This window comes from Streptomyces sp. NBC_01775, assembly GCF_035917675.1.
Lineage (GTDB): Bacteria > Actinomycetota > Actinomycetes > Streptomycetales > Streptomycetaceae > Streptomyces.
Genome location: NZ_CP109104.1, coordinates 1,394,551 through 1,413,819, shown reverse-complemented (window position 1 = coordinate 1,413,819; position 19,269 = coordinate 1,394,551). Strand labels below are relative to the sequence as shown.

The window sequence follows — 19,269 nt, the reverse complement described above, 5'->3', positions numbered from 1 at the left end:
TGCATCCAGGTCAGGGCTGGTCCGGCTGCCACCGCAGAGATATCCGTTGCTGCGCCGTCAAAAGCGTGCCTATAGTTCTCACGATTTTCGCTTCACCCCCGCAACTGCCCACCGGCGCTCGGGGGGTTCCTCGCCTTGACCGGACGCTCCTTGACCGGACGCCTCGCTCAGAAGGACAAGTGATGACAGCTTCCCGGCAGCAATCCGAGGAGTCCGGCAGTCCGGCGGGTCCGGCTGCCGAGGAGGACTCCGGCCTTCTGTCATATCCGGTGGCCCGGGAGTGCCCCTTCCACCCGCCCGCCCGGTACGGGCAGTTGCAGGCCGAAGAGCCCGTCGCGTGGGTGCGGTTCAAGGAGCAGCCGCTGTGGCTGGTCACCTCCTACGAGGCGGCCAAGCAGGTTCTGCGCGATCCGCGCTTCAGCACCGACCCCGCCCGCGAGGGATTCCCGAGCGGCTCCACCACCCCGCGCCCCGCGCCCGATCCGGCCAAGCGCCGCGCCCGCGCGTTCCTCACGATGGACGAGCCCGAGCACGGGCGCTACCGGCGCATGCTCATACCGGAGTTCGGCGCCCGTCGTACGGAGACCTTCCGGCCCCGGGTCGAGGCCATGGTCGACGAGCTGCTCGACCGGATGACCGCACAGGGCCAGGAGGCCGACTTCGTCGAAGCGTTCGCGCTTCCGCTGCCGTCCCGGGTGATGTGCGAGCTGCTCGGCATCGACTGCACCGGCGCCGACGTCTTCCAGGAGAAGAGCGGCATCGCCATGGATCCCGAACGGGAGCCGGAAGAACGCATCCGCGCCGCCGGAGAGTTCAGCTCCTACCTCGCCGACGTCATCGCCGAGAAGCGGGTGCGCCCCGGAGACGATCTGCTCAGCCGTCTCATCGAGGAGCAGGTCGGCACCGGGCAGCTGGACGCCGAGCAACTGTGTGCGACCGCGATGTCCCTCCTGATCGCCGGATACGAGACCACCGGACACATGCTGGCCCTCGCCCTCGTCTCCATGACCCAGCGGCCCGGACTCCTGGACCGGCTGGGGAAGGACGCCGGGTTCGCCGCCCCGGCGGTGGAAGAGCTGTTGCGGTTCTGGACGATCTCGCATCAGGGCCTGTACCGCACCGCCGCCGAGGACGTCGAGGTGCACGGGCGGACGATCCGCGCGGGGCAGGGCGTCATCGTCGCCGTCGCCACCGCCCACCGGGACCCCGAGGTCTTCGACGACCCCGACGCGTTCGACCCGGGCCGTGAGCCTCGCGCCAATCTGGCCTTCGGGTACGGGGCGCACCGCTGTCTCGGCGAGCCTCTCGCCAGGCTCGAACTGGAGACCGGGCTGCGCAGGATCGCCGAGCGCCTTCCCACGCTGCGGCTGCGCGGCGAGGCCGCCGAACTGCCCTTCCGCGACAAGCACTACATCTACGGCCTGGACAAGCTGCCCATCACCTGGTGACGCCGGAGGGCCCGTACGTCCCCACACCCCAAGGAGCCCCGGACCAAGGGGCCCCGGAGCTTTGGGGAACACCTTTCCGTCCTCTCGCCTTGCCCTCACTCGTACGGTCTCTTGGAGGTTGTGTGCCCACGGTCGACGCCGACGCGTTTTCCGCTCTCTTCACCCGTCAGGTGACCAAGACGCCGGACGCCGAGGCAGTGTGCTCGCGCGAAGGTTCTCTCTCCTATGCCGAGCTGGCCGTACGCGCCGACCGTCTCGCCGGTCGGCTTGCCGCGGCAGGCGCGGGTCCGGGAGCGGTGGTCGCGGTGGCACTGCCGCGCTCGGCCGACCTCGTGGTGGCGCTGGTCGCGGTCGAGCGGGCCGGCGCCGCCTATCTCGCCCTGGACCTGAGCTATCCCCCCGAGCGGCTGCGCCTGATGGCCGACGACGCCCGACCGGTATGCGTGATCACCGAGGACGGTGGGGCCGTGCCCGGTGTGGCGTACGACAGGCCGCGGCTGTCCCCTCACGACCCCGCGGACGAGGCCGCCGTGGCACCGTACGACACCGTCCAGGACCGCGCCGCCGACAGCGCGGACCCGCGCAGTACCGCGTACGTCATCTACACCTCGGGCTCCACCGGCAGGCCCAAGGGTGTCGAGGTGCCCCACACCGGTATCGCAGCGCTGACCGAGACCTATCGGCGGGCCCTGGGTACGGGCCCCGGCTCCCGGGTGCTGCAGTTCGCCTCGCCCAGCTTCGACGCCGCGTTCTCCGAGCTGTGCCAGGCACTGCTCACCGGCGGCACGCTCGTCGTCGCGGACGAGGACTCCCTGCGGCCCGGCGCTCCGCTGGCCGCCACGGTCGCGGAGTTCGGGATCACCCACCTGACGCTGCCGCCGACGGCGCTCGCCGTCCTGCCCGAAGACGCGCTGGGGCCCGAGACCGTCCTGGTCACCGCCGGCGAGCCCTGCGCGCCCGCCCTCGCGGCCCAGTGGGCGGCCCGGGTACGGATGTTCAACGGGTACGGTCCGACCGAGACCACGGTGTGCGCAACCCTCCACGGCCCGCTGCGCGGCACGGGGACGCCGCCGCTCGGGAGTGCCGTCCTCGACGCGGACGTGTATGTGCTCGATGCGGCCCTGCTGCCGGTCGAGCCGGGTGCAGCCGGTGAGTTGTACGTCGCCGGAGCGGGCCTGGCCCGTGGCTATCTGGGCCGGCCGGGGCTGACCGCCGAACGTTTCGTCGCCGACCCCTTCGGACCTGCGGGCAGCCGGATGTACCGCACCGGCGACCGGGTCCGGGTGCGCTGCGATGGCCAACTGGAGTTCGCCGGGCGGGTCGACGACCAGGTAAAGGTCCGCGGCTACCGGGTGGAGCCGGGCGAGATCGAGGCGGCGATGACCGCGCACGAGGACGTGGCCCAGGCCGCCGTCGCCGTCCACGGGGACGGTCTCGTCGGCTATGTCGTGCCCCGGCCCGCGCGGCGTGACCGGGAGGCGCAGGTCGCCGAGTGGCAGCGGCTGTCCGACACCGTGTACACGGCGGCGTCATCCGAACTCGCGGGCTGGACCAGCAGCTACGACGGTCGTCCGATCCCCGGCCGGCAGATGCGTGACTGGCAGCGCCACACCGTTGCCCGGGTCCGTGCACTGCGGCCGAGCCGCGTCCTGGAGATCGGCGCCGGTACGGGGCTCATCCTCAGCGAGGTCGCGCCCGCGTGCGAGGAGTACTGGGCCACCGATGTGTCGGGCGCGGCCGTCGAGGTGTTGCGGCGGCGCACGGAGACCGATCCGGAACTGGCGAGGAAGGTGCGGCTGTTCGCCCGCCCGGCACATGCGACCGAAGGGCTCCCCGCCGGGCACTTCGACACGGTCGTGCTCAACTCCGTGATCCAGTACTTCCCGGACGCGGACTACCTCACCGAGGTCCTGGAGGCGGCATTCGGGCTGCTCGCTCCCGGCGGGAGGGTCTTCGTCGGTGATGTGCGGCACCTCGGGCTGCTCGGGGCCCTGCGCACCGCCGTCGAACTGGGCCGGGGGAGTGGTGCGGGCGATCCGCGGCGGCTGCGGCTCGCGGTGGAACAGGCAGTGGCCAAGGAGACCGAACTGCTTGTCGAACCCGAGTACTTCACCACTGTGGGGGGCGCAGCCGCCGCGGAGGTGCGCCTGAAGCCGGGCGCGTACCACAACGAGCTGACCCGGCACCGCTATGACGTCGTCCTGCACAAGGCGCCGGTGACGGAGCGGGCCGCCGCGGTATTGCCCGTTCTGGCCTGGGGCGCTGATGTGGACCGTCTCGACGAGCTGGCGTCCCGGGCTCCCGTGCGTGTCACCGGCATCCCCAACGCGCGTCTCACCGGGGAGGTTTCGGCCGCTCGTCGGCTCGCCGAGGGCCGGCCCGTGGCCGAGCTGCGCGAGGCGCTGCTGCGGTCGCGTCCGGGGGGCGTCGACCCGTACGAGGTCGAGACGTGGGCGGCGCAAGCAGGGGTACGGGCGGTGTGCACCTGGTCGTCGGACGGGGAGGACCTGTTCGAGCTGCTCGTACGGCCGGGCTCCGAGTCCGACTCCGGGCCGTTGGCCGACAACGTGGCGAAGGGTGCGGCCCATGGAGCCGCAGCCGCGCTCACCAACGACCCCGCCCGCGCCCGCGTCGTCCGGGCCCTGCCCGCGGCGCTGCGCTCCCGCCTCGGAGAGATCCTGCCGCCGCACATGGTGCCGTCCGTCGTCGTCGTCCTGGACGCCCTGCCGCTGACCCCGGCGGGCAAGGTGGACCGGCGGGCGCTGCCCGTGCCCGTGCGCGACGATGTCCAGGGGCGCGCACCGGCCACGGACGGTGAGCGGACAGTGTGCGCGGCCTTCGCCGACGTGCTGAATGTGCCCCAGGTTCCCGCCGACGCCGACTTCTTCGCCTGCGGCGGTCACTCGCTGCTCGCGCCGCGCCTCATCGCCCGGCTGCGCCGGGCATCGGGCGTCGAGCTGCCGCTGAGCGCCGTCTTCGACCACCCCACCCCGGCGGATCTCGCCGCCCTCCTCGCCACGTCGGAGCCGGCCACCCACACCGCCCCCGCGCTCGTCGCCCGGCCGCGGCCCGAGCGCGTCCCGCTCTCTCCCGCACAGCACCGGCTCTGGTTCCTCCACCGGCTCGACGCCGAGGCCGCGTCCGCATACCACGTGCCGCTCGCCTTCCGCCTTCGTGGCCCCCTGGACGCCGGAGCGCTGCGAGCCGCGCTCACGGACGTGGTGACCCGGCACGAGAGCCTGCGCACCGTGCTGCCCGAGGCCGCGGACGGCACGCCGTATCAGCGGGTCCTGGACCCCGCCGCCGTACCCCTTTCGATATCGGAGGGAGCCGATCCCGAGCGGTGGCTGCGCGAAGCCGCCCGTACGCCCTTCGACCTCGCCACCGAACCCCCGCTGCGCGCCCGCCTGCTGCGGACGCCCGAAGACCCTGACACCCACCTGCTCGCCCTGGTCCTGCACCACGTCGCCGCCGACGCCTGGTCGTGGACCCGGCTCTCCGACGACCTGGCCACGGCGTACGCGGCCCGGCTGGGCGGGACCGCTCCCGACTGGCCCGGACTTCCGGTGCAGTACGCCGACTACGCGATGTGGCAGCGGGAACAGGAGAGCGCGGAGCCAGGTCCCGGGCAAGGGCTCGACCACTGGCGCCAGGCGCTGAAAGACCTCCCCGAACAGCTTGAACTCCCGCTCGACCGGGCGGAGTCCGAGTCGGCCGACCACCGGGGCGAACGGGTCGAGTTGTACCTGGAGCCCGAGCCGCTCGCCGCGCTCGAGGAACTGGCCCGACAGTCCGGCACCAGTCTGTTCATGGTGCTGCACGCCGGCCTGGCCGCGCTTCTCACCCGGCTCGGCGCGGGCACCGACATTCCGCTCGGCACGGCCGTGGCGGGGCGCCAGGACGAGGCACTGGACTCCTTGGTCGGGTTCTTCGTCAACACGCTCGTGCTGCGCGCGGACACGGGTGGCGACCCGTCCTTCCGCACGCTCCTGGAGCGGGTGCGCGCCTTCGACCTGGCCGCCTACGCCCACCAGGACGTGCCCTTCGAGCGGGTCGTCGACGCGGTGCGCCCGGCGCGCGCGGTCAGCCGCAACCCCCTGTTCCAGATCATGCTGGTGCTGCAGAACACGCCGGGCGGCCAGGCCCTTCGGCTCGGCCCGGTCACGGTCGAACAGGTGCCCGTCGAGACCGGGCACGCCAAGTTCGACCTGACCGTCGAGGCCGAGCACCGCCGTGGTGCCGACGGTGCCCGGCAGGGGCTCGAACTGCGCCTGGAGTACCGGACCGCGCTGTTCGACGCGCAGACCGTCCGCGCGCTCGGCGAGCGGCTCATCCGGCTGCTCACGGACGCCGCCGCCGATCCCGACACCGCGCTGAGCGCCCTTGCCCTGCTCGCCCCGGGCGAAGAGGCCGAACTCCTCGGCACCCCCCTGGAGCGGGAGCCGGTCACCACCACCCTCGACGACCTCTTCGCCCGCCAGGCGGCCCGCGCTCCGGAACGTATCGCCGTCACCGACGGCGAGGCCGGCGGGCAGCTGACCTACGCCGAGCTCAACTCCCGCGCCAACCGGCTCGCCCACCATCTGATCGCGCTCGGTGCGGGCCCCGAGGAACTGGTCGCCCTGGCCCTGCCGCGCTCGGCCGCCCAGATCGTGGCGCTGCTCGCGGTGCTCAAAGCGGGCGCCGCCTACCTCCCGTTGGACCTCGCCCACCCATCGGCACGGCTCGCCTCGACGCTCGCGGACGCCCGCCCGCGGTTGGTCCTGACGCTGGACCCGACCAGCCTGCCCGGCAGCGACCAGGCCGACGGCAGTCAGCCCGGTGGCGGTCTGCCAGGCGTCCTCGACCTGCGCAGCCCGGGGACGCAGACCGCGCTTGCCGCCCTGCCGGACCACGACCCGACAGACGCCGAGCGGGTAGCGCCGCTGCGGCCCACGCACCCCGCCTACGTCATCTACACCTCGGGCTCCACCGGAAGGCCGAAGGGCGTGCTCGTCACGCACCACAACTCGGTACGTCTCTTCGACGCCACCCGTGCTTTCGGCTTCGGGCCCGACGACGTGTGGACGCTGTTCCACTCCCCGGCCTTCGACTTCTCGGTGTGGGAGCTGTGGGGCCCGTTGCTGCACGGCGGGCGACTCGTCGTCGTGCCGCCGCACACGGCGCGCACCCCCGACGACTTCCGCCGACTGCTCGTACGCGAGCGGGTGACCGTCCTCAACCAGACCCCGTCGGCCTTCGCCGAGCTCGACACCGCCGACGCGGCGGCCCTCGGCGACGGTGAACTGGCCCTCCGTTTGGTCGTGTTCGGCGGAGAGGCCCTCGACCCGGGCCGCCTCGGCCTCTGGAACGAGCGGCACCCCGACGGGCCGCTCCTGGTGAACATGTACGGCATCACCGAGACCACCGTGCACGTCACCCGGCTCGCTCTTGACCGGGACACGGCCTCGTCCGCCGCCGGGCGCAGTCCCCTCGGCGTCCCCCTGCCCGACCTGCGGGTCTACGTCCTGGACGAGCGGCTGCGGCCGGTGCCCCCCGGAGTCCCCGGAGAGATGTACGTCGCCGGAGCGGGCCTGGCCCGTGGCTATCTGGGCCGCCCGGGGCTGACCGCCGAACGTTTCGTCGCCGACCCCTTCGGGCCTGCGGGCAGCCGCATGTACCGCACCGGCGACCGGGCCCGGCGTCTGCGCGGCGGTTCGCTGGAGTACCTGGGCCGCACCGACGACCAGGTCAAGATCCGCGGCTACCGCATCGAACCCGCCGAGATCACAGCCGCACTGTGCCGCCACCCCGGAGTGGCCGACGCCGCGGTGATCGTCCGCGAGGACCGGCCGGGCGACCGGCGCCTGGTCGGGTACGTGGTGACCGCGTCGGTCGCCCGCCCCACCCCGGCCGAACTGCGTCGGCACGCGGCCACGTTGCTGCCCGCGCATCAGGTACCGGCCGCCTTGGTGCTGGTCGAGCGGCTGCCGCTGACCGTCAACGGCAAGCTGGACCGGGCAGCGCTGCCCCGGCCCGCCGCCGACGGGACGGGCCGCGAGGGGCGCCGCGCGCCGCGCACCCCCGCCGAGGAGATCCTGTGCGACCTGTTCGCCGAGGTCCTCGATGTGCCCGCGGTCGGCGTCGACGACGGCTTCTTCGACCTGGGCGGACATTCGCTGTCCGCGACTCGGCTCGCCAACCGCGTCCGGCGCACGCTGGGTGTCGAACTCCCCGTCCGCGAGGTCTTCGAGGCGCCGACCGTGGCCGGACTCGCGGCCAGGGTCGAGGGCGGCACGCGGGCCGAGCGTCCCGCGCTGCGTGCCCGGCCACGGCCCGATCGGCTGCCGCTGTCGTACGCGCAGCGCAGACTCTGGTTCCTCGCCGGCCTTGAGGGCCCGTCGGCGACGTATCACATCCCCCTGATCCTGCGGCTGAGCGGGCCACTCGATGTCACGGCACTCGGCGCGGCGCTGGGTGACCTGACCCGGCGGCACGAGGTGCTGCGCACGGTCCTCGCCTCGGACTCCGACGGCAGCGGCAGCAGGTCCGGCGAAGAGAGCACCTGTCAGAACATTCTCGAAGAGCTCCCCTTCGACCTCGTGGCGCAGGGTGCGCGGCAGGATGAGGTGGCCCGCGTACTCGCCGAGGCCATCGCCGCCCCACTCGATCTGACGAGCGAACCGCCGCTGCGCGTCAGGCTGTTGCGTACCGCTCCCCAGGAGCACGTCCTGCTGCTGCTCCTGCACCACGTGGCCGCCGACGGCTGGTCTATGCGACCGCTGTGCGACGACCTCGCGCTCGCCTACCGTGCGCGGCGCGCGGGCAGGGCTCCGGACTACGCAGAGCTCCCCGTTCAGTACGCCGACTTCGCGCTGTGGCAGCGCGCACTGATCGGCGAAGCGGGCGCGCCCGGCGACGTGTTCAGCACGCAGTCCGCGTTCTGGGAGCGGACGCTGCACGGCCTGCCCGACCAGCTGTCCCTGCCCTTCGACCGGACCCGCGGCGCGACCGGCGACCACCGCTCGGGAACCGCCGGGTTCACCGTCCCGCAGGCCCTGCTCGCCGAGCTGCGTACGCTGGCGGCCGGATCGGGCGTCAGCCTGTTCATGGTGGTGCACGCCGCGCTCGCGGCGCTGCTCACCCGGCTCGGCGCAGGCACCGACGTCCCGATCGGTACCCCGGTCAGCGGTCGCGGCGACGACACGCTGGACGACCTGGTCGGCCTGTTCGTCAACACCCTGGTCCTGCGCACCGACACCAGTGGCTCTCCCACCTTCAGCGAGCTCCTGCAACGGGTGCGCGCCACCGACCTGGCCGCCTACGCTCACCAGGATCTGCCGTTCGAGCGGGTCGTGGAACTGGTCAACCCCGAGCGCTCACTCGCCCGGCACCCGCTGTTCCAAGTGATGCTGGCGTTCGAGCACGACGAGCTGGCGGTGCCCGCGTTCGACGGGCTCGCGGTGACGGCGGAGCCCGGCGTGCTGCCGACCACCAAGTTCGATCTGACGGTGGGTATTCGTCCGGGCGGCGACGGGCTCGTCGGTGTCGTGGAGTACCGGCAGGACCTCTTCGACCACGCGACGGTGGCGGCGCTGGCCGAGCGACTCGTACGGCTGCTCACCGCGGCCGTCGCGGACCCCGACCGTCCGGTGGACGACCTCGATGTGACCCTCGACGCGGAGCGGACCCGAATCACCGCCGAACTCACCGGCGCCGCAGAAGAGTCGGCGCCCGACGTGGTGACCGCCATCGACGCGGTGGCCGCCGCACACCCGGATCGCACCGCCGTCACCGGCCAGGACCCCGCGCGGCCCGGAGCGGACCTCACCTTGTCCTACGCCGCTCTCGTCGTCCGGGCCAACCACCTCGCGCATCGGCTCACCGCGCTCGGCGCCGCCCCCGAGCGACATGTCGCCGTCCTGCTGCCACGCGGGCCCGAGCTGCTCGTGGCGCTGCTCGCCGTGCTCAAGTCGGGTGCCGCGTATGTACCTCTGGACCCCGAACACCCCGCCGCCCGCATCGAGTCGACACTCGCCGCGACCGGCCCCGTCTGTCTGATCACCGCGCCCGGCATGCCGCACGCCCCGGACCTGCCCGCCGTGTACCCGGCTGAGGGCGAGGCGGCCACGGGACCCGCACCCGGGTCGGACGAGGACCACCCGGCGTACGTCATCCACACCTCGGGCTCCACCGGCACACCCAAGGGTGTCGTCGTCACCCGCGGCGGGTTCGCGGGTCATCTGCGCTGGCAGGGTGCGGAGTCCGGACTCACGTCCGAGGACACCGTTCTCGCCCTCACCTCGGCCGCCTTCGATGCCGCCGCCTTCGAGCTGTGGCTGCCGCTCACGCTCGGAGCCCGCGTCCACGTCGTGGACGCCGAGGTGCCGCGGGACCCTGAGCGACTGCGCAGCGCCATCGCCGAACACGGCGTGACCGCAGTCCACTTCGTGCCCTCGATGCTCGGCGCCGTAGGTCCCGAGCCCATGCCGCCACTACGGCTCATCTGCTCAGGCGGCGAGGCCCTGCCGGTCGGCCTCGCGCGTGACGTCGTACGCGGCTGGGGCGTCCGGCTGATCAACCTGTATGGACCGACCGAGACCACGGTCGGTGTCACCCGCGCCTGCTGGGCCGACGGGGACCCCGCCGGAGCCACCGTGCCGATCGGCCGCCCCGCCTGGAACACGCGACTGCGGATACTCGACCACAGGCTGTGTCCGGTGCCGCCGGGCGTGCCGGGCGAGCTGTACGTCGCCGGGGCGGGGGTGGCCCGTGGCTATCTGGACCGTCCCGGGCTGACCGCCGAGCGGTTCGTCGCCGACCCCTTCGGCCCCGCGGGCCGTCGCATGTACCGCACCGGCGACCTGGTGCGGCTGCGGCCCGACGGGAATCTGGAGCACCTGGGGCGCACCGACGACCAGGTGAAGATCCGTGGCTACCGCATCGAGCCGGAGGAGACCGCAGCCGCGCTGCGCGCACTCGACGAGGTGGCCGACGCGGCGGTGATCGTCCGCGAGGACCGGCCGGGGGACCGGCGGCTGACGGGGTACGCGGTACCGGCGACACCTTCGGACGGTCCCCGCTCTCCCGGCAGCGCCGGGATCGCTCCCCTCAGCGGCGCCGACCTGCACCACCGTCTCGCCGAGCGGTTGCCCGCCCACCTGGTTCCCGCCGCCGTCGTCCTGGTCGACCGCCTGCCGCTGACCGTCAACGGCAAGCTGGACCGGGGTGCCCTGCCCGCACCCGCCCCGGAGCGGGCCCGCGCGGGCCGTGCCCCCGCCGGGCCGGTGGAGGAGCGGCTGGCGGGCGTCTTCGCCGACGTCCTCGGTCTGGCCCACGTGGGCGCTGACGACGGCTTCTTCGACCTGGGAGGGGACAGCATCTCCTCCATCCAGGTCGTCGGCCGGGCCCGGGCGCTCGGCATCTCCCTCACCCCGCGCGACGTCTTCCTGCACCGCACCGTGGCCGGTCTCGCCACGGTCGCGGACGCACGAGCTGCCGAGGAGATGACCGCTTCCGCGGCGGCTGAGGTGGCGGACGCCGACGGCGTGATCCCCGCGACCCCGATCATGCGCACCCTTGAGGAGCGCGGCGGCCCCACCGGCGGCTACCACCAGGCGACCCTCCTGCATGCCCCGGCCGACGCCACGCAGGAGCGGATCGCCACCGCGCTGCATGGCTTGATGGGCCATCACGCCATGCTGCGGGCACGGCGCGCCCCCGACGGGTTTCTGTCCGTAGTCGAGGACGCCACCGCCGAGTTGAGGCGTGTGCAGGTCACCGGGCTCGACCGCGCGGCCCTGCGCCGCGCGGTGGCCGCAGAGGCGAGCGCCATGGCGGCCCGTCTCGCCGCGGACACCGGCGTCCTGCACGCCGTCTGGTTCGAGGCGGGACCCGGCACCCCCGGGCGCCTGCTGCTCGCCGTGCACCACCTGGCCGTCGACGGAGTCTCCTGGCGGATCCTCCTCGAAGACCTGGTCCGCGTGTGGCAGGACGGCCCGCAGGCGCTCCCGGCGCGCACGACTCCCTTCCGGCACTGGGCGCTGCAGCTCCAAGAGCGCGCCCAGGACCCGGCCCGCACAGCCGAGGTGGACCTGTGGCGCACCATGCTCGCCGCCCCTGACCCTCGTCTCGGCCGGCGGGCGCTCGACCCTGCCGTGGACACCGTCGAGGCTGGGCGATCCCTGTCCCTGACCCTGCCGCCGGAGGTCACCGGGCCGCTCCTGACACGGCTGCCCGCCGCCTACGGGGCCGGCGCCCAGGACGTCCTGCTGACCGCCTTGTCCCACGCCCTCGCCGAGTGGCGCGGGCAACCCGGACCCGTCCTGGTGGACGTCGAGGGACACGGGCGCGAGGAGTTGGTGCCCGACACCGATGTCTCCCGTACCGTCGGCTGGTTCACCAGCCTCTACCCCGTCGCCGTCGACCCGGGAGCGACGGGCCTCGGGCGCGCCCTCGGCCGGGTCAAGGAACAGCTGCGCGCCCTGCCCGACCACGGCGCCGGATACGGACTGCTGCGCCACCTCAACCCGGACACGGGCCCGGAACTCGCCGCCCTGACCCGGCCGCAGGTCTGCTTCAACTACCTCGGCCGCTTCCCGCTCGCCACCGCCACCGGCGGCGACTGGAGCCCGGCGGCCGACCTGCCCGGCGCGACCGCACTCGGCGGCGGCGCCGACCCCGGCATGCCTCTGACCCACCCGCTCACCCTCACGGCGGTGACGTACGACGGCCCGGACGGCCCCGAGCTGCACTTCACGCTCGGCTACCCGGAAGGCCTGTTCGAGGACACCGAACTGCACCGCCTCACGGCCCTGCTGGAGCAGCGGCTGCACGAGCTCGCCGCACACACCGGTACCGGACACACCCCGTCCGACTGGCCGCTCCTCGCTCTGACCCAGGACGAGGTGGACCACGTGGAAGCCCAACTCCCGCAGGTGGATGAGGCGTTGCCACTCGCCCCGCTCCAGGAAGGGCTGCTCTTCCAGAGTCTGCACGATGCCGACGGCCCCGACGTCTACACCGTCCAGCTGGTTCTCAGTCTCGAAGGCCCGCTGTCCGCACCCCGCCTGCGCGCCGCCGCACAGGCGCTGCTCACCCGTCACCCCCATCTCGGTGCTGCGTTCCTGCACGGAGGCCTGTCCGCGCCAGTGCAGGCGGTTGGCCCGGTCGAGGCGCCGTGGCGGGAGTACGACGCCACCGGACCGGCCGAGACGGAGCAGCTGCTCGCCGGCGAGCGCGACCGCCGCTTCGATGTGGCCCGCCCGCCTCTGCTGCGCCTGGCCCTGCTGCGCCACGCGCCCGACCGGCACTCCCTGGCACTGACCCACCACCACCTGCTGCTCGACGGCTGGTCGGCCCCCATCCTCGTGCGGGAACTCTTCGCGCTGTACACGGAGTTGTCGCCCGGCGGCGACGGCGTCGCCGCCCTGCCGCCGGCGACCCCGTACCGCGGCTTCCTCGCGTGGCTCTCCCAGCAGGACGCCGACGCGGCGGCCCTGGCCTGGCGCGAGGCCCTGGCCGGGCTCGACGAGCCGACCCGGATCGCCCCGCCGGCGCACGGCACGGAACGTGCCGAAGTACACCAGGTCGAGGTCGAACTGTCCGCTGAACTCACCCAGGCGTTGCAGCGCACCGCGCGCCGCTGCGGACTCACCCTCAACACCTTGGTGCAGGGCGCCTGGGCGCTCCTCGTCGGGCAGCTGAGCGGACGCTCCGACGTGGTGTTCGGCACCGTCGTCTCCGGGCGCCCGCCCGAGCTGCCCGGCGTCGAGTCGATGGTGGGCCTGTTCATCAACACCGTGCCCGTAAGGGTCGAGATCCGCCCGGAGCTGCCCGTGCGCGAGCTGCTCGCCGCCCTCCAGGAGCAGCAGTCCCGGCTCATGGGCCATCACCACATCGGCCTCACCGCCATCCAGGAGGCCGCCGGCCGCGGCCAGCTCTTCGACACCCTCGTCGTCTTCGAGAACTACCCGCTCGACAGCGACCCGTTGCAGTCCCTGGCACCCGGCCTGCGGCTGACCGGTGTCGACAGCCACGACGCCACGCACTACCCGCTCGGCCTGCTCGCCCAGCCCGGCGAGCGGCTGCGGCTGCGCCTGGACCACCGCGCGGACGCCGTCGGACCACACCAGGCGCGGCAGCTCGCGGCCCGGCTGCGCCTGCTGCTCGGCCAGTTCGCGGCGCGGCCCGAACTGCCCACCTCCGCCCTCGACCTGCTGCTTCCCGGCGAGCGCGAGACGGCGACCACGCAGGGGGACGGCGGTTCGCCGCACCCGGCGGTCCCGTTCCCCGAGCTGCTGCGCCGCCAGGTCGTCCGCACCCCCGACGCCATGGCCCTGGTCACCGCCGACGAGGACATCACGTACGCCCAACTTCACGCACGCGTGCGCGACATGGCGCATCACCTGGTGACCGGCCACGGGGTCGGCTCGGAGTGCCTGGTCGGCGTGGCGCTGCCCCGCTCGGCCGACCTTGTCGTGGCACTGCTCGCGGTGCTGGAGGCGGGCGCCGCGTACGTGCCGCTGGACCCGGACTACCCGGCCGCGCGCCTGGCCCTGGTCCTTGAGGACACCGCGCCGGTGTGCGTCATCACGGACGGTCCCGGTGCGAAGGCGTTGCCCTACGACGGCCCGGTCGTACGCATCGACACCGCCGCCGCGTCCACGGCAGCATCCGAAGCCGCCACCGGAACGACCGACCTGCACGCCGACGCCCCCGCACACCCGCGGCCCCCGCACCCCGACCACCCCGCCTACGTGATCCACACCTCGGGCTCCACCGGCCGCCCCAAGGGCGTCGTCGTCACCCACCGCGGTGTCGCTGGGCTGGCCGCCGGGCAATCCGGGCGGCTCGGCACGGGGCCCGGAAGCCGGGTCCTGATGTTCGCCTCGGCGAGCTTCGACGCGGCGTTCTCGGAGATCTGCGTGACGTTGCTCTCCGGCGCGGCCCTCGTCGTGACCGACAGCGACGCGCTGCTCCCCGGTGCTCCGCTCACCGCCACCCTGGCCCGCCACCGAGTCACCCACCTCACCCTGCCGCCCTCGGCGCTGCCCGTCCTGGACGACGACGCCCTGCCGCCGGGCCTGACCCTGCTCACCGCCGGCGAGGCGGCGCCCGCGAACGTGGCCGCCCGATGGTCACGCCGCACCGTGATCAACGCCTACGGGCCGACCGAGACCACGGTCTGCGCCACGATGAGCGGTCCGCTGGGCCCGGACGAAGCACCCATCGGGCGCCCCATCGACGGCCTCCGCACCCAGGTGCTCGACGCGTACCTGCGCCCTGTGCCGCCGGGCTTGCCAGGGGAGTTGTACGTCTCCGGGCCCGCCCTCGCCCGCGGCTACCTGGGCCGCCCCGGCGCGACCGCGGAACGCTTCGTGGCCGACCCGTCCGGACCGCCCGGGGGCCGGATGTACCGCACCGGGGACCTGGTGGTGCGCCGCCCCGACGGGCAGCTGCACTTCGTCGGGCGCACCGACGAGCAGGTGAAGGTGCGCGGCTACCGCATCGAGACCTCCGAGGTCGCCGCCGCGATCGCGGACCACCCCGAGGTCGCCGACGCGTCGGTGATCGTGCGCGAGGACCGTCCGGGGGACCGCCGGCTCACCGCCTACGCGGTGCCTGCTCCCGGCACCGCACCCGACCCGTCGGCCCTGCGAGACCACCTCGCCGCGCGGCTGCCCGACCACCTGGTCCCCGCGGCAGTTCTCCTCATGGAACGGCTGCCCCTCACCCCGAACGGAAAGCTGGATCGCAGCGCCCTCCCGGCCCCCGGCCTCACCAGCGGCCGGCCACCCGTATCCCCACGCCAGGAACTCCTGTGCGCCGTCTTCGCCGAAGTGCTCGGCCTCGAACGGGTCGGCATCGACGACGACTTCTTCGCGCTCGGCGGCAACTCCCTGCTCGCCGTGCGGGCGGTGAGCAGGATCAGATCAGCACTGGGTACCGAGCCGACCGTGCGCGACCTGTTCGACGCGCCGACGGTGGAGCTCCTGGTCGAACGCCTCACCAGCGGCCAGGAGGAGAGCCCGTACGACGTCCTGCTGCCCCTGCGCAGCCGTGGCGGCCGACCGCCGCTGTTCTGCTTCCACCCTGCGGGCGGCATCAGCTGGTGCTATACCGGACTGCTCTCCCTGCTCGGCCCCGACCAGCCGGTGTACGGCTTGCAGGCGCGCGGCATCGGCCGTGAGGAGCCGATGGCGACGAGCCTCGCCGATATGGCCGACGACTACCTCGAGCAGATCCGCAAGGTCCGGCCGTCCGGTCCCTACCACCTGCTCGGCTGGTCACTCGGCGGCCTGGTGGCCCACGCCGTCGCGGTCCGCCTGCGAGAAGAGGGCGAGGAGGTCGGCCTGGTGGCGCTCCTCGACACGGCACCGCCCGACGCCCAGGCACCCGAGGTGGGCGAACTGGAGGAGGGCCGCTTCCTCCTCGCCCTGCTGGAGTCCGCGGGCTACGACACCGCCGCGCTGCGCACCTCCGGTGTCCCGACCAAGGCGGCGGCCGTGGAGATCCTGCGCCGCGGCGACAGCGCCCTGGCCGACCTCGTGGAGCACCGGCTCGCCCCGATCATCTCCGTCTACCGCAACAACAGCCGCCTGGTGAGCGGTTTCGAACGCCGCCCCTTCGACGGAGACATCACCCTCTTCGCCGCGACCGCAAACCGCTCGTCGCCCCCGCCTACGGCTGCCGACTGGCACCCCTACGTGACCGGTACCGTGACCGTCCACCCGGTCGCGTGCGAGCACCAGCACATGACGCGCCCGGGCCCGCTGACGGGGATCGGCCGAATTCTGAAGGACCTTCTTGAGTAACGGGACACCCATCCCGTGCGAGCCCCCGCAGTCCGAACAAAGGAAATGATCACCCATGACCAACCCGTTCGAGGACGAAGAAGCCAGCTACCTGGTGGTTGTGAACGACGAGGACCAGCACTCCCTCTGGCCCGCCTGGGCCGACGTGCCGGCAGGCTGGACCGTGGCCCACCCCGAGGCCGATCGTGCCACCTGTCTCGACTATGTGGAGCACGCCTGGACGGATATGCGCCCGCGCAGCCTGGCTGAGCGCAGCGACGTCTGAGCGAGGGGGCCGACCAGGACGACTTGTGCGGGCCGGCTCTCTCAGCGGGTGCTGTCAGCGGGCCAGTTCGCGGTGGACCGCGCGGGACGCGGCCTCGACCGTATGGACGCCGTAGGCCATCGTCTTGTTGTCCTGGGAGAGAACCGCGATCCCGTAGTCGTGGCCCCCTCCGGTGAACGCCCCGACGCTGTTGACGCGCCAGCCGTGCGCGTCGCGCGACAGCCAGCCGTTCTTCACGTGCACGGTGGAGTCCTTCGGGGCGCCGGCGGGCACGCCCCAGCGCTGGCTGCCGGTGACCTTGTTCATCAGGCCGAGCTCGTACGCGCGGGATCCGGCGTCCAGCACGTGGTTGCCGGAGGTGAGGAGCTTGAGCAGTTTCAGCTGGTCCCAGGCCGTGACCTGGGTGAGGCCCCAGTAGCCCCGTCGGCCCGGCTCGGTGTCCCGCATGCCGGCCAGGTCGAGGAAGTGCTGCACATCCTTGCGGCCGACCTCGCGCCAGAGAGTGCTGGTGGCGTCGTTGTCCGAGGTGGTGATCATGGCGGTGGCGAGCTTCTTCTCCCGCGAGGTGAGCTTGCGGTGGTCTTCCTTCGCCTGCCGCAGCAGCGCACCGAGCAAGGTGGCCTTCACCACGCTCGCCGAGTCGTACGCGGTACGCGCGTGGTACGCGCACGAGGTGCCGGACGAACGGTCGTAGAGCGCGACCGCTGCCGTGCTGTGGCGCTCCCACAGCGCCCCGGCCACCCTGCGGGCCAGCCGATGTGCGAGAGCGCCGTGGTCCGATGTGCACGTCACCTGGGCGTTGCCGGCCCGGGAGCGGGCGGTGGTGGCCGCGGCACCGTGCGCCGTGGCCGGTGTCCCGGCGGCCGTTCCGCAGACCAGGACGGCGGCCACCAGGCCGAGGGCGCGCCGCTTGTGGCGGGGCCGGGCGCGGACGCTCAGCCGGGACGTGGCGTGGGGTATGCCGGGCCCCGCGCCGTCGGAGGTCCCGTTCGGGCGGGCTTCCGTCAGCCCCCTGCTCTTCCTCATGCGGGTCTCCCCGTTCGGTGCTCGGTTACGGACGCGACTGGGCGTGCTCGGTGACATATGAGCCGGGCGTTGCCGGACCGCAGGCTGTGTGCCGGTGCCGGCGATGCCGCTGCCCACGTAGGGGAGCGGCGACGGTCCCGGGGCAGGGGGGCGAGCTCCGACGCACGCCACCCTCGCCAACTGGGGCGCGGTTCCCCGGACCACGGACCGTGACCGGCCCGCTCGGATACGCGATCGCCAAACCCCTGGCTGACGCGCGAGCCTACGTGGCGCACGGCCGTTCCGGGACGGAAGCGGGCGGTGTTGTCGCCAGGAGAGAGAATCCTCACCGCCGGAGCGCCGCCGGAGCGTCGGCGTGGTGACGGCGCAGCGTGAGGCGAGCACGCAGAGCGGCCGACGTCCGCGTGCCCCGGGTCCGGGGCCGGGCCCGGGGGCGTGCCCGTCCTGGCTCGATGCGGGCGCTGGGCCGGCGCGGCGCGGGAGCTGGGCCGGTGCGGGAGTTGGCTGGATGCGGCCTACGCGAAGCGTTGACTGCGAAACGCTCGCCCCCTACGTTCCGGTTCAGCAGCGTGACTCGTGTCCGTCATTTCGAACAGGAGCGACGGACGCCGGAGGCGCTGGCCTGGAGGCACACACGCTCAAGAAGCCGCCAGGAGGTGCCCGATGCGGCACTGCACTCGCAGGGCGATCCAAATGATGTACGTCGTTCACGTATCTGATAAACGGATGCTCTCGAAGGGACACCCCCGCATGCGCACTCGCCCGCCCCGCGCTCTCCCCAGGAGGCTGGTCCTCTCCACGGGCGTGGCAGCAGTTCTCGCGATCACCACCGCCGTCGTACTGCCGCAGCCCGCAGGCGCGGCCGAAACCTCTCCCGTCGGCTTCGGGGCCGGCACCACAGGCGGCGGTGACGTGAGCCCCGTCACCGTCTCCTCGCTCGCCGAGTTCGAGGCGGCCGTCACCGGTGAGGCCGCCAAGGTCGTCAGGGTGAGCGGTCTGATCCCGCTCACCGGACAGGTCGACATCGGCTCCAACACCACGGTCCTGGGCGTCGGTTCGTCCTCCGGATTCACCGGTGGCGGGCTGCGTGTCAAGGAGGCGACCAACGTCGTCGTCCGCAACCTGAACATCAGCAAGCCACGCAAACCCGCGGACGGCATCACCGTCCAGGAGTCGACGAAGGTGTGGATCGACCACAACTCCTTCTCGGCTGACCGCGACCACGACAAGGACTACTACGACGGTCTGCTCGACATCAACCACGGCTCCGACGGCGTGACGGTGTCCTGGAACACCTTCAAGGACCACTTCAAGGGCTCGCTCGTCGGTCACAGCGACAAGAACGCCGACGAGGACACGGGGCACTTGAGGGTCACGTACCACCACAACCACTTCAGCAACGTCTACTCGCGCATCCCCAGCCTGCGGTTCGGCACCGGCCACTTCTACGACAACTACGTCGAGGGCGCCGATACCGCCGTGCACTCCCGCATGGGCGCCCAGCTGCTCGTCGAGAACAACGTCTTCCGTACGACGAAGATCGCGGTGACGACCAGCCGGAGCAGCGACGTGGACGGCTACGCCAATCTGCGCGGTAACGACCTCGGGGGAGCCGCCACCGAGATCTCCCGCACGGGCACGTTCACCGACCCGCCCTACGGCTATTCCGCCGAACCCGCCTCTTCGGTCGTCGCCTCGGTGACGGCCCAGGCGGGCGCCGGAAAGCTCTGACCTC

At 72.9% G+C, this 19,269-nt stretch carries 5 protein-coding genes; 4 read left to right on the top strand and 1 reads right to left on the bottom strand.

The genetic code is table 11. The features are described from left to right. Window positions 1-182: 182 nt before the first annotated feature. From OHB04_RS06585 to OHB04_RS06575, 3 genes are all read left to right on the top strand, one after another. Window positions 183-1,448 (top strand): cytochrome P450, encoded by a 1,266-nt coding sequence (locus tag OHB04_RS06585; RefSeq protein WP_326686741.1) that lies wholly within the window; start codon window positions 183-185, stop codon window positions 1,446-1,448. Between the two features lie 122 nt (window positions 1,449-1,570). Further along, complete coding sequence (locus tag OHB04_RS06580; RefSeq protein WP_326807009.1) at window positions 1,571-16,243, top strand: non-ribosomal peptide synthetase; 14,673 nt, start codon at window positions 1,571-1,573, stop codon at window positions 16,241-16,243. Window positions 16,244-16,298: 55 nt separating this feature from the next. Further along, a complete protein-coding gene (locus tag OHB04_RS06575; protein WP_326807008.1) occupies window positions 16,299-16,508 on the top strand; it encodes an MbtH family protein in 210 nt (69 codons plus the stop codon). Window positions 16,509-16,562: 54 nt separating this feature from the next. Here OHB04_RS06575 and OHB04_RS06570 read toward each other — a convergent pair whose 3' ends face one another. After that, window positions 16,563-17,534, bottom strand: a complete 972-nt coding sequence (locus OHB04_RS06570) for a serine hydrolase (protein WP_326807007.1) — start codon at window positions 17,532-17,534, stop codon at window positions 16,563-16,565. 750 nt (window positions 17,535-18,284) lie between these two features. Between OHB04_RS06570 and OHB04_RS06565 the strand changes: the two genes are divergently transcribed. Continuing rightward, window positions 18,285-19,265: a pectate lyase family protein gene (locus OHB04_RS06565; protein WP_326686737.1), complete on the top strand. Its 981-nt coding sequence runs from the start codon at window positions 18,285-18,287 to the stop codon at window positions 19,263-19,265. Window positions 19,266-19,269: the final 4 nt, after the last annotated feature.

Bases quoted from the DNA above. Each gene is read 5' to 3' on its own strand.
- OHB04_RS06585 (WP_326686741.1), top strand. From the start codon at position 183: ATGACAGCTTCCCGGCAGCAATCCGAGGAGTCCGGCAGTCCGGCGGGT.
- OHB04_RS06575 (WP_326807008.1), top strand. From the start codon at position 16,299: ATGACCAACCCGTTCGAGGACGAAGAAGCCAGCTACCTGGTGGTTGTG.
- OHB04_RS06570 (WP_326807007.1), bottom strand. From the start codon at position 17,534: ATGAGGAAGAGCAGGGGGCTGACGGAAGCCCGCCCGAACGGGACCTCC.
- OHB04_RS06565 (WP_326686737.1), top strand. From the start codon at position 18,285: ATGCGCACTCGCCCGCCCCGCGCTCTCCCCAGGAGGCTGGTCCTCTCC.